Annotated in this window: 12 protein-coding genes; 9 read left to right on the forward strand and 3 right to left on the reverse strand. The window is 36.8% G+C overall.

Annotated elements, in window-relative coordinates:
• The first annotated feature begins 114 nt into the window (after nt 1-114).
• Nucleotides 115-1,719, forward strand: a complete 1,605-nt coding sequence (locus tag RGB74_RS05270; protein ID WP_396136017.1) for a putative polysaccharide biosynthesis protein — start codon at nt 115-117, stop codon at nt 1,717-1,719.
• Nucleotides 1,720-1,769: 50 nt separating this feature from the next.
• Here RGB74_RS05270 and RGB74_RS05275 read toward each other — a convergent pair whose 3' ends face one another.
• Nucleotides 1,770-2,195: a DUF6884 domain-containing protein gene (locus RGB74_RS05275; RefSeq protein ID WP_310761950.1), complete on the reverse strand. Its 426-nt coding sequence runs from the start codon at nt 2,193-2,195 to the stop codon at nt 1,770-1,772.
• Between the two features lie 101 nt (nt 2,196-2,296).
• On the opposite strand from RGB74_RS05275, the gene RGB74_RS05280 reads away from it, so the two are divergent.
• On the forward strand, nt 2,297-3,025 hold the full coding sequence (locus RGB74_RS05280) for a pseudouridine synthase (protein ID WP_310761951.1): 729 nt from the start codon (nt 2,297-2,299) through the stop codon (nt 3,023-3,025).
• A gap of 41 nt (nt 3,026-3,066) precedes the next feature.
• Nucleotides 3,067-3,690 (forward strand): PRC-barrel domain-containing protein, encoded by a 624-nt coding sequence (locus RGB74_RS05285; protein ID WP_310761952.1) that lies wholly within the window; start codon nt 3,067-3,069, stop codon nt 3,688-3,690.
• Between the two features lie 109 nt (nt 3,691-3,799).
• Here the strand turns inward: RGB74_RS05285 and RGB74_RS05290 are convergent, their stop codons facing one another.
• Nucleotides 3,800-4,018 (reverse strand): DeoR family transcriptional regulator, encoded by a 219-nt coding sequence (locus tag RGB74_RS05290; RefSeq protein ID WP_310761953.1) that lies wholly within the window; start codon nt 4,016-4,018, stop codon nt 3,800-3,802.
• Nucleotides 4,019-4,439: 421 nt separating this feature from the next.
• Between RGB74_RS05290 and RGB74_RS05295 the strand changes: the two genes are divergently transcribed.
• Genes RGB74_RS05295 through RGB74_RS05305 form a run of 3 tightly spaced genes read left to right on the forward strand, consistent with a single transcriptional unit; the run spans nt 4,440 to nt 8,095 of the window.
• A complete protein-coding gene (locus tag RGB74_RS05295; protein WP_310761954.1) occupies nt 4,440-5,456 on the forward strand; it encodes a potassium channel family protein in 1,017 nt (338 codons plus the stop codon).
• 22 nt (nt 5,457-5,478) lie between these two features.
• Nucleotides 5,479-6,885 (forward strand): dipeptidase PepV, encoded by a 1,407-nt coding sequence (gene pepV / locus RGB74_RS05300; protein WP_310761955.1) that lies wholly within the window; start codon nt 5,479-5,481, stop codon nt 6,883-6,885.
• A 28-nt stretch (nt 6,886-6,913) separates the two neighbouring features.
• Nucleotides 6,914-8,095: an MFS transporter gene (locus RGB74_RS05305; RefSeq protein ID WP_310761956.1), complete on the forward strand. Its 1,182-nt coding sequence runs from the start codon at nt 6,914-6,916 to the stop codon at nt 8,093-8,095.
• Between the two features lie 52 nt (nt 8,096-8,147).
• Here the strand turns inward: RGB74_RS05305 and cysK are convergent, their stop codons facing one another.
• Nucleotides 8,148-9,083: a cysteine synthase A gene (cysK, locus tag RGB74_RS05310; protein ID WP_310761957.1), complete on the reverse strand. Its 936-nt coding sequence runs from the start codon at nt 9,081-9,083 to the stop codon at nt 8,148-8,150.
• Nucleotides 9,084-9,203: 120 nt separating this feature from the next.
• Between cysK and thpR the strand changes: the two genes are divergently transcribed.
• Genes thpR through RGB74_RS05325 form a run of 3 tightly spaced genes read left to right on the forward strand, consistent with a single transcriptional unit; the run spans nt 9,204 to nt 11,553 of the window.
• A complete protein-coding gene (gene thpR, locus RGB74_RS05315) occupies nt 9,204-9,770 on the forward strand; it encodes an RNA 2',3'-cyclic phosphodiesterase (protein WP_310761958.1) in 567 nt (188 codons plus the stop codon).
• A gap of 14 nt (nt 9,771-9,784) precedes the next feature.
• Nucleotides 9,785-10,579, forward strand: a complete 795-nt coding sequence (locus RGB74_RS05320; RefSeq protein ID WP_310761959.1) for a hypothetical protein — start codon at nt 9,785-9,787, stop codon at nt 10,577-10,579.
• Between the two features lie 50 nt (nt 10,580-10,629).
• Nucleotides 10,630-11,553, forward strand: coding sequence for a diacylglycerol/lipid kinase family protein (locus RGB74_RS05325; RefSeq protein WP_310761960.1), 924 nt, complete (start codon nt 10,630-10,632; stop codon nt 11,551-11,553).
• Nucleotides 11,554-11,563: the final 10 nt, after the last annotated feature.

An 11,563-nucleotide genomic window follows, 5' to 3' on the forward strand; every position in this document is an offset into this window, starting at 1 on the left:
GATACCCGTTTGCCAGGATGCAGCTAGACTGACGGAAATGCTTGCCGGCAGACGAATTTTTTAAAAGGTTTTACACAGTATTTTCTTTAGGATTATAAGTAGGAGATGAACAGTTTGTCCCGATTACTTCGTGGAACATTGATCTTATCGGCCGCAACATTTTTTTCGAAATTTATCGGTCTGATCTTTGTTATTCCGTTTACCAATCTAGTAGGAGAACAAGGCATGGCATTATACGGTTATGCCTACATTCCATATACGATATTACTTAGTATTTCCACAATGGGGGTACCGCTAGCAGTTTCAAAATTTGTTTCAAAATATAATGCACTTGGAGATTATGCAACAGGGAGAAGGCTATTAAAATCAGGTCTTTTGATCATGACACTGACTGGATTCCTTGCCTTCGTTCTCTTATATATGCTTGCGCCAGTTCTCGCACATAATATTATCGGTAAATATGGCGAGCAAGGGAACACTGTCACTGACATTACATTAGTAATCAGAATGGTAAGTACCGCATTAATTATAGTACCGTCCATGAGTCTTATTCGCGGTTATTTCCAAGGTTTTCAATCGATGGGACCTACTGCTGTTTCACAAGTTGTAGAGCAGATAGTCCGTATTGTGTTTATTCTAGTAGGCAGTTACATTATTATGAATATTATGCATGGAAAAACAACGACTGCCGTAGCGATCGCTACCTTTGCTGCAACACTAGGAGCCATTGCAGGCTTTATTGTTTTATTATGGTACTGGGCGAAGAGGAAGCCTCATTTGCAGAAAATGTACGACCAAAGCAAGAAAGCCGATGAAATCTCATTAAGCGATATTTACAAAGAGACGATCAAATATGCGATTCCGTTTGTCGCAGTAGGTCTAGCGATACCTCTTTATCAAATGGTTGACCAATTTACCATTGTTAATACGCTTAAAACGGTCTCTTATTCACAAACAGAAGCAGAATCTATTTATGCAATCATTACGCAGATCGCTCATAAGCTCGTAATGATTCCAGTTTCTCTAGCAACAGCGTTAGCATTAACGTTAATCCCTGTTATTACAAAATCATTTACCCAAAGCAATAAAGATGTCTTGCATAAACAGATCACGCAAACCTTCCAAATGGTGCTGTTCTTAACAGCTCCAGCTGCGGTTGGACTTACCGTTCTTGCTTACCCGGCATATGGTGCTCTTTTCGGGATGCCATCTATGGATACTGGCGGTTTTTACCTTCAATGGTATGCGCCAACTGCACTTTGGTTTGCGATGTTTACTGTAACAGCTGCAATTCTTCAAGGATTGAATCAGCAAAGGTTTGCTTTTATTAGTTTAAGCGCAGGTTTTCTGGCCAAGCTGCTTCTTAATAAACCGCTGCTTTTCTTATTTGGAGGAACTGGCTCTGTTATAGCAACTGATATCGGTTATACAATTTCAATTTTGTTTAATCTTTACATTATTAAAAAGTACAGTGGATTTTCATTTAAATGGGTATATAGAAGAAGCGTCCTCATCACTGTATTTTGTACAATCATGGCCTTAGCAGTTATAGGTATTATGGTGTTGCTTGGTGATTCAGAAACAAGGCTGCAAGCAATTATCAAATTATCGGCCGGTATTGTAATGGGTGGAGCTGTTTATGGCTTTTTGAGTTACCAATCTGGATTACTAAACATCATATTGGGAGATCGGATACCGTTTCTACGGAGAAAAAAATAATTCATACAAAAAGAAGGCCTTCAAAAAGCCTTCTTTTCCCATTGAAAAAATTACTTATTTTGTTCGTCATACCACTTCAGCTGATTTCCAATACTATAGCCTTCTAAAGGCACTTCATATTGAAAACCTGCTTTTTCTAAACTTGGTTGAAGATGTTCGCGGTAAACCCAGCCGCCATGCAAGTATATGATTGATTGTTCTGGTTTTACATGCTCTAGTAATTCAAGGATTACTTTCTCTGCCCATTCTCTTTTTTCAGAAGGGGAAAAATTTTTAATGGAAACATTGTACGGTTCGATATGCTGATCTTTTTTAAGAAGACCTTCTTTAGCACTATAAAAGTAAAAGTCATCATAATGGCTTTGTGCATATTGAACCGATTTAATAAATAATGGACTTATGTATAAATCAATCGCTGCCGAAGGTTTTAATGCTTTTTTTCGTGCAGTTGCAAGAAGACCAATTTTCCTTTTCATTCCAATTCCTCCTATAGTACTAAATTACCCCGTTTTATACAAATTAAATCAATTTTTTTACAATAATATAGGAAAAATAGATTATAAAGGTGGAAACAAAAATGCGTATCGATAAATGGCTGGCTAATACAGGTTATGGAAGCAGAAAAGAAGTGAAACAGCTCCTCAAATCAGGTGCTGTTACAGTAAATGGAGATGTTGTTAAAGATCCGAAGACACAAGCAAACCCAGATGCAGATGAAGTTGAAGTATATGGCGAAAAAGCAGTCTATCGAGAGTTTGTTTATTTAATGATGAATAAGCCTCAAGGTGTAATTTCTGCTACAGAAGACTCACGTCATAAAACAGTTATTGATTTGTTAGAACTCGAACTACTGGCTTTTGAACCGTTTCCGGTAGGAAGATTGGACAAAGATACAGAAGGTCTTTTAGTTTTAACAAATGATGGGCAGCTTTCACATATGTTACTATCACCCAAAAAACATGTGCCAAAAACCTATTTTGCAAAAATAAATGGTTCAGTACCAGTTTCAGCATTTGATAAATTTAAAGCAGGGATCGAATTAGAAGATGGATATGTAACAAAACCAGCAAAGCTTGAAATTATTAAAGATAATAGTGAGGAATCGGAAATATTATTGACGATTACTGAAGGTAAGTTCCATCAAGTAAAAAGAATGTTTGATGCAGTTGACCGAACTGTAGTCTATCTTCAAAGACTTCAAATGGGAAATTTGAAACTAGACGAATCATTGCCACTAGGATCGTATAGAGAGCTTTCAGAAGAAGAACTCGATTTATTATGTGAAAAAGAAGATGTTTTTGAATAATCTATAAGGGGTATCTTCCAATAAAAAGGAGATGAATCCCTATGATGGTATATGCTAATAAATTGATTGGGACGAAAGCTGAACATGATGCTGCTCCGTTAAATGATCATATAGTAAACGATATCTTATTTAACAAGTATGACCATCGGTTATGCTATTTTACTTATTCCGAGGATCATGATGAACATAAGTTTAGCCGCGGTGATGATCATATTGAAACTGTAGTTGCCGCTACTTCAGGTATCAATTCACATAACACACCATTAACCGGGGGAAGCTTTTCAGAAACTGAAGTACGATCTCCGAAAGAAACGTTTTTCATCCCATGGAATCAAATTGTGGATATGAATGAAGAAAAAATCGTGTTTAAAGGAAATGAACGCCAAATCAATGAACCCGTAGAATGTTATTCTTTTAAGGCAATTAAAAATTGGTCGGTTATTGATCAAAACAATGAAAAAATCGGTAAGATTAAGGATCTTGTTATGGATGCAAATACTCAGCAAGTAATGGGTTTTATGTTATCTGAAGGTTTTTGGAAGAGTTTATTAGGGCAGGATGAAAAGTTCATGCCGATCATAGGAAGTCCGGACTGGAAAACTCAAGAGTGGAAAATTGAACAAACTCCTGAAGTTTTATTAAGAAATAGTCCTGAAGAATTATAAACGAATTCTGAACGATGGAAATTGAATTGACTTTAAACTCCAACAAAAATAAAACCGTTTTTCTACCTCCAAAGTAGAAAAGCGGTTTTTTAAAATTATTTTATTTTCATCATGATACTTTAACTTTTTTCCTCGTGACTTCCCACATTCCGCGGGCAGGGCTGGTTACTAAATTGTTATAAGAAAGTACATTTAGATCTCTCTGTATCGTACGCTGTGTTGTTCCAAATTCTTCAACTAGTTCTCGTGTTGTAACAGTTCCTTTTTTTCGTATAAACAAATACAGGGCTTTCACACGATTCAACATTCTGTCAGTTGAAGGACTCAAAAAACCACTCCTTGTATAAATTTAGTTGTTATCATTTATATGATATCAATTAAAAGTTAATGAAGTATGAACGTTTGATTACAATCTTTTTTTAATTTTATGACTATTGCTTTTTTTATAATAAAAAGCGAAGATCCATATTGGTTCTTCGCTGCGTAAGCCAGTCTATTATGTCTAAATGAAAGTATGCCAGTGCGGGCTATGCAGCAAAACCTACGTAACGAACATATTATCCTTTATGGAAAGGAAAATTGTCAGTACAGGTAACAAACCACACCCCCCTATTTACGTCTATATTATACACGGAAATTGAAAAAAGTCAATCTATTTTCATTTCCAATCTTTTCTAAACAACTTCACAAATTAACGATGATTTGAGTTACAATGTAACTTAGAAAACATGCAGGATGGGGTGGGAGCTGTGTTTATTCTTCGGAAAGTTTTCGGGAAAATATTCGTGTTAGACAAGCTTGGTATTTTTACTTTTGCGTTTTTTATCGTTATTTTTTCATCGATTATTATGCGTCTCTTAGAACCGAAAACATTTCCAGGATGGTTTGATGCTCTATGGTATGTGATGACTACTGTAACAACTGTAGGCTATGGTGATTATTACCCCGTCACTATCACAGGCAGAATTTATGCTATTTTCATCTTTTTAATCGGTATCGGCATTGCGGGATTAGCTATTGGAAAATTAGTTGAATCACTAGGTGCACATCGTAAACGCAGGGAGGAAGGCAGGTTGGATTTTAAAGGGAGAAATCATTTTGTTATTATAGGATGGTCTGAAAAAGCGAGGTATGCGATCTCGGAGATACTTGAAACACATCCTGAGTTATATATTGTTCTCATTGATAATTTGCCTTCAGCACCGATTACCCATAAACATGTTCACTACATACAAGGAGATCCTTCTACAGAAATGGTATTAATACAAGCTAATATTAAAGAAGCCAAATCTGTTTTAGTTTTTTCAGATGATTCGATCCAAGATGCTGCACTTACGGATGGAAAAACGCTGCTGATCGTGACCTCTGTTGAAAGACTGACTCCTCACATCCATAGTACCGTTGAAATCAAAAAAGAAGAGCATATTAAGAATTTCAGACATGCTAAGGTAGATGAATTTGTACTCAGTCATGAAACTGTTTCTCGAATGGCTGTACGGTCAGCATTTTCAAAAGGAATTACGGATATATATTCTCAGCTGCTCTCTCATAAACATGGAGAAAATTTGTTTGAAGTAAGAAAGAGAAAAGAGTGGAAAACTTACAAAGACGCATTTGAAGGGCTTTTAAGAGAAGGGGCAACATTAATTGCAGACGGTAATGATCTTGGCATCAATAAAAAATTAGATGAATCCATTCGTGACGATGCAAGGTTGTATATCATTTGCAGAAAAGAAGTATATGATTCTCTCCTAGCCCAGGTTTAACAGAAAGAAAGGATGTTGAATCATGACAAACATAAATTGGACAGAAGAAGTAGCGAAAAGAAAAAATGAATTATTGGAAGATACAAAGGGTTTATTGCAAATTCCGAGCATATTGAATGAAGCTGAAAGGAAAGAAGGAGCTCCTTTTGGTTCGGAAATTGAAAGAGCACTCTTGTACATGCTTAAACTTGGAAAAGAAAGCAGCATGGAAGTAAAAAATTCAGATGGTTATGCTGGTCATTTAGAGATTGGAAAAGGTGATGAGCTTCTCGGGATTCTTTGCCATGTCGATGTCGTACCTGCAGGAGAAGGCTGGTCTGTTGAGCCATTTGGCGGAGAAATTAAAGACGGTAAAATCTTTGCTAGAGGAGCAATAGACGATAAGGGTCCTACGATGGCGGCTTTTTATGCGATGAAAATTATTCAGGAATTAAAATTACCTTTATCAAAAAGAGTTCGAATGATAATCGGCTGTGATGAGGAAAGCAATTGGGAATGTGTTAGACATTATTTCAAAAACGAAGAAATGCCTGACTTTGGATTTGCTCCTGATGCAGATTTTCCGATAATAAATGCGGAAAAAGGAATTTTTGATGTGGAATTTAAAATAGATGCTCAAAAAGCAGAGTCGGAAGAAGGACTTCATCTCGTGTCCTTTCAGTCAGGTCAGCGCTTAAATATGGTACCTGATAGAGCTATTGCGAAAATAACGGGCAGTTCTATAATAGAGGCAGAAGAAAAGTTTAAGAAATATTCGGAGACAAAAGATCTTAGCTTTGAAACTTCGATAGAAAGTAATGTGCTTAGCTTAAAAGTAGAGGGGAAATCAGCACATGGAAGTACCCCAGAAGTTGGTGTAAATGCTGGATTGAAGTTAGCAGAGTTTTTGAATGGTCTTTCTTTTAATGGTTCTGATCATACATTTTTAAATCTGCTTTCAGATGTTAGCGGTGAATTTACTGGTGAGAAAATCGGCATTGCTGCAAAAGATGAAGCTAGCGGCAGTTTAACCGTAAATGTTGGTGTTATGAAATATAATGATTCTGAATGCGGCACGGTAGGCATGAACATCCGCTATCCCGTTACACATAGGAGCGAGAAGATTGAAACCAGCCTTACTGATCGGGCAGCTCAAGATAACTGGTCGCTGAAAGTAATCGAGAATAATCCTCCAAACTATGTGGATGAAAATCATCCGCTTATTAAAACTCTTCAAAAAGTGTATGAAGATCAAACAGGCGAGCCCGGAGAATTAATCGCCATTGGCGGAGGTACATATGCTCGTTCACTTCACACAGGTGTTGCGTTTGGTGCTTTGTTCCCGGGTCGTGAAGATGTTGCTCATCAAAAAGATGAGTATATGTATGTGGACGATTTATTAAGAGCTGCTGCTATATATGCTCAAGCTATTTATGAACTAGCAAAATAAGGAGAAGAAAGAGAAGAGGGACAGCATCATGGAGAAAACATTTGACCAAACCTCCTTTAGTTTAAAAGGTTTTTATTTGTTTTGCTTTTTTGGTATAGGTAGCTTATTCCCATTATTAGGCGTTTATTTTAAAGAGGAAGTTGGTCTCACTGGAACAGAGATTGGAACTTTGATGTCAATCAGTCCGGTAGTGATGATTTTTGCCCAGCCTATGTGGGGTATAATTACAGATTACTCCAGACGACCTAGGGCCGTATTGAGTTTTTGTTTACTAGCAACAGCCACTATTGGGTATAGTATTATCCTTCTGAATTCTTATTTGTGGCTTTTGCTTTTGTTAATTCTGTTCTCTTTTATTCAAAGCGCTCTTATACCGGTTTCTGACAGTATATTGCTTAATTATGTGCAAAAAGAAAACAAGCAATATGGAAATTATAGACTTTTTGGTGCCATAGGATTTGCGATAGCGGTCTATATTGCAGGAAGACTTGCTGAAATTCATGGTGTCCAAGTCATTTTTTATCTTTTTTCAGGTGTATTGATCCTTTGCGTAGGATTTGTATTCAATATGCCTAAAGAGAATCAATCATTAAAAACAGACTTGCGTAAGGGAATAAGACAGCTTGCAAAAATGCCTTCATTCATCGTTTTTCTTTCAGCAACATTCCTGGTTTTTGGTCCGATTTTTGCAAATAACTTCTATTTTGGATTTTATATTCAAGAATCTGGCGGAACGTTAGCAGGGGTTGGTCTAGCCTTTTTATTAGCTGCAGGAAGCGAAGCGCCATTCATGAAATTTGCTGGCCTTACAATAAAGAAATGGGGAATGATGCCGATCATGATGTTTGCTGCGACGGTTTCGGCTATCCGATGGACCTTTTATTTCTTTGAGCCGTCATTTACGGTTGTTCTAGCAACAACGATCGTACAAGGATTTTCGGTAGGACTGTTCATTCCTGCTGCTATGGAGTATGTACGGATATACACACCCAGTGAAGTGAGAGCAACAGCAGTATCTTTGTATACTGCAGTAGGTAATGGTTTAGGTTCATGGTTTTGTACGTTTATTGGCGGTGCTATTTTTGATAAATACTCTATCTATTATACGTATCTATTCTTCGGTGCACTAACAATCGCAGGACTCTTTATGGTCATGGTTTTATCACGAATGGAAAACAAAGAGCATCTATTAGCAGAACGAACGATATAAAAACATCCCGGGGCACCTGCTCCGGGATGTTTTTTTTGAATGTCGGCATTTATTAATTATCGAACTGAAACAAGTCGCTTGATAAATACCGTTCTCCAGAATCACAAGTCATACAAATAACAACTTCGCCTTTATTGCGCTTTTCTGCAATTTTCAAGGCCGCAAATACAGCAGCTCCTGAAGATGGCCCGACAAGGATACCTTCTTCTTTAGAAAGACGTCTTGTTATTGAATAAGCATCTTCATCATTTACTTGGATGATTTCATCGTATACGTCTTGATTTAAGATTTTTGGAATAAACCCTGGACTCGTTCCAACAAGTTTGTGTTTTCCAGGTTTTCCTCCTGATAATACAGGTGATCCTTTTGGCTCTACAACATGTACGGTTAATTCAGGAAAGAACGATTTTAATGATTCGCCTGTACCAGTAATTGTTCCGCCAGTTCCTGCAGGAGCAATAAAGGCAGAGAAAGGTTTCCCTATTAACTCAATTGCTTCTTTAATTTCTATAGCAGTCGTATGACGATGTGCATCTGGGTTTGAAGGATTCTCAAATTGCATAGGCATAAAGCTATTTGGAATCTCTTTTTCTAATTCTCTTGCCTTAGCAATTGCTCCAGGCATCTTTTCATCTCCTGGAGTCAGTACGACTTCAGCTCCATAAGCCTTAAGCAGGTTTATCCTTTCTTCTGTCATTGTATCCGGCATTACAATAATGGACTTGTAGCCACGAGCAGCGGCATTCATCGCCAAACCGATTCCAGTATTACCCGAGGTCGGCTCAATAATGGTTGCCCCTTCTTTTAACAAACCGGCTTTTTCAGCTTGAATGATCATATTAAAAGCTGCCCGGTCTTTCAGGCTCCGGCTAGGATTGTAATATTCAAGTTTGACATAAACATCGGCTCCATCTGAATGAGGAAGGCGATTTAATTTAACAATAGGTGTATCTCCAATTAGATCTGCAATGTTTGTAACGACTTTCATTCATATGCACTCCCTTTGCCTTGCTTTTTATAGTATAACAAATAACTTGTTCGGGTAAAAAATCATAAGGACCAGTTGAGAATCTGGTAAAATGTTAAATAGAAAGCGGTGAATCTAAAATTGGAAAAACATTTATTCGTTGCTCTGCAGCTACCAGAAAAAATTAAGACAACGCTATCTGAAATATGCAGTGAGGTCAGAAACGAAGCATCCTTTAAAAAATGGGTACATCCTAGTGATTATCATATTACCCTTGCTTTTTTGGGGAAAACAGAAAAACAACAGTTAAATATATTGTTTCCATTATTAGATGAAATTGTTGCTTCTTTTAAAGCTTTCGAGTTAAATATTAATCACTTTGGTTTTTTCGGAAAAGCTGAAAATCCTCGGATTTTTTGGGCAGGTGTTGAAGAACAAGAATGTTTATTTGATTTGCAGAGGCAGATTGCTGAAGCATGTCATGAAGCAGGCTTTTCATTAGAAAAACGGCCATATAAACCACATATTACACTTTCTAGAAAATTTAATGAAAGTGAACATTCTTTATTGGATGAAAATGAATGGTGGAAAAAATTTGGGCAGGTTATTCATTTTCAGACAGAAAGTATCGTTGTCTTTGAGACACATTTTGAGAAATCACCCAAATATGAAATCGTACAATCCTTTTCATTAAAAAATAGTCTTTGAGAGAGGAGAAAAGGATGGCACAGCTCGTAAAAATTCAAGATTATGTTTCTAGGTATGAAAAGAACTTATACCATTATCAATCCTTATTTATGAGACTGAAAGAAAACCGCTGGAATGATTTTTTACATAAAAATGATAGAAACGTCAACTATGCGAACAAGAAGGAAACTGTAAAACAATTTCGCGAAAATTTATTTGAACATCAAATAAAATGGGCTACAACTACAGTCAAAGAAATTTCTAAGGTTGAACATAAGTATTTAAAAGACAGCAGATTGCAATTTCTCACACAGGAAATTCCAGATAATTATTTCTTATTGTATGAACCTGTTCTGCAAATAAAGAATGCACCAATCGAGCTTGATATTATATTAGCTGGTCCAGCTAATATATGGCTGATCGTATGGATGAGCGGGGAAGGAATATGGCAAGAAACTGATAACAAGCGGTTTTGGAAAAATGCTGATCCTGAAAATGGAGAAACGCGGTTAAATCCGTTTATTCGATTAGAGAGAATGAATACAATCATTGGTGAATGGGCCAAACCTTACCAACAGCAATTATCAGTTAAACAAAGGATCATTGCACCTGATGCTTATATTGATATTTCGAACGACTGGAGAAAGGCTTGTTTTATCGATAAAAGAAATTTCAAAGAGTGGCATTTGCAGATTACAGCCGAACCTGCTCCAGTAAAGAATCAGCAGCTTAAATTTATTTCTGATATTTTAAAGCATGGAGTAACAAATTCACTTTATCGCATTGATCCGTTATCCAATGAGTCCGAATTCAGTTTTGAAGGAAATTGATACTTTTTGTCGAATCTATTTCTCAAACAAAATAATCGAGGACTTTATGAATGAAAAAATACTTTTTTATTGTTAATTCGAATAACGCGAAAGCTGTAAAAACCTTTAAACATCTAAAGAGAGAATTGGACAAGGAAGGGTTGCCATACCGAACATTTTATACCGAGTATGCTGGACATGCCTCCGAGATTGCCAAAAAAGTTACCTATATGAATAAAGATTCGGTTCAGGCGATTATCGCTGTAGGCGGAGACGGGACGATTCACGAAGTGTTCAACGGCATACAAGATCAACCCGATATAGCGATAGGCTTTATTTCAGGCGGTTCCGGAAATGATATTGTTCGAGTAATGACCAAAAAGGTTAAAGGGGTAAAAAGCCAAATTGCTTATTTGAAAAGAAGCAGACTTATTAAATGTGATTCGGGAAATCTTCAATTAATCGGAAGAAGCAAACAAGAGCAAGTTTTTTTAAGTGCTGTTGGCATCGGATTAGATGGTGAAGTAGCGAGGTACACCAATACAGCTCCTTACAAGAAATATCTTCACAAACTAAAATTGGGAACTCTGGCATATGTGATTACGTTATTTAAAGTGCTCAAACAATATAAGCCAGCTTCTGTTGAGGTAGAAATAGATGGGCAGCAGCATAAGTTTGATCACGTATGGTTAGCCGCAATCGGAAATATGCCTTTTTATGGCGGAGGAATGAAAATTTGTCCAGATGCACGCTATAATGATGGAGTATTGAACTTATGCATCGTGCATAATATCTCATTAATTAAGCTGTTAATCCTTTTTGTTTCTGTTTTTTGGGGAGGACACGTAAATGTAAAAGGTGTTACGCAGTTTAAAGGGAAATTGATAAGTGTTAATAGTGATAGACCTCTTGCCATTCATGCGGATGGGGAATTTAAAGGAACAACCCCTGTAGCCATTGAAGTTAAATATCACTCGGTAGGGGTAAAGATCTAAATAATAGGTT

It is taken from the genome of Bacillus sp. NEB1478, assembly GCF_031582965.1.
In the GTDB taxonomy this organism is placed as follows: domain Bacteria; phylum Bacillota; class Bacilli; order Bacillales; family Fictibacillaceae; genus Fictibacillus.

Coding starts and splice junctions, on each gene's coding strand:
- RGB74_RS05320 (WP_310761959.1), top strand. CDS start 9,785: ATGGCACAGCTCGTAAAAATTCAAGATTATGTTTCTAGGTATGAAAAG.
- RGB74_RS05325 (WP_310761960.1), top strand. CDS start 10,630: ATGAAAAAATACTTTTTTATTGTTAATTCGAATAACGCGAAAGCTGTA.
- RGB74_RS05275 (WP_310761950.1), bottom strand. CDS start 2,195: ATGAAAAGGAAAATTGGTCTTCTTGCAACTGCACGAAAAAAAGCATTA.
- RGB74_RS05305 (WP_310761956.1), top strand. CDS start 6,914: ATGGAGAAAACATTTGACCAAACCTCCTTTAGTTTAAAAGGTTTTTAT.
- RGB74_RS05280 (WP_310761951.1), top strand. CDS start 2,297: ATGCGTATCGATAAATGGCTGGCTAATACAGGTTATGGAAGCAGAAAA.
- cysK (WP_310761957.1), bottom strand. CDS start 9,083: ATGAAAGTCGTTACAAACATTGCAGATCTAATTGGAGATACACCTATT.
- RGB74_RS05285 (WP_310761952.1), top strand. CDS start 3,067: ATGATGGTATATGCTAATAAATTGATTGGGACGAAAGCTGAACATGAT.
- pepV (WP_310761955.1), top strand. CDS start 5,479: ATGACAAACATAAATTGGACAGAAGAAGTAGCGAAAAGAAAAAATGAA.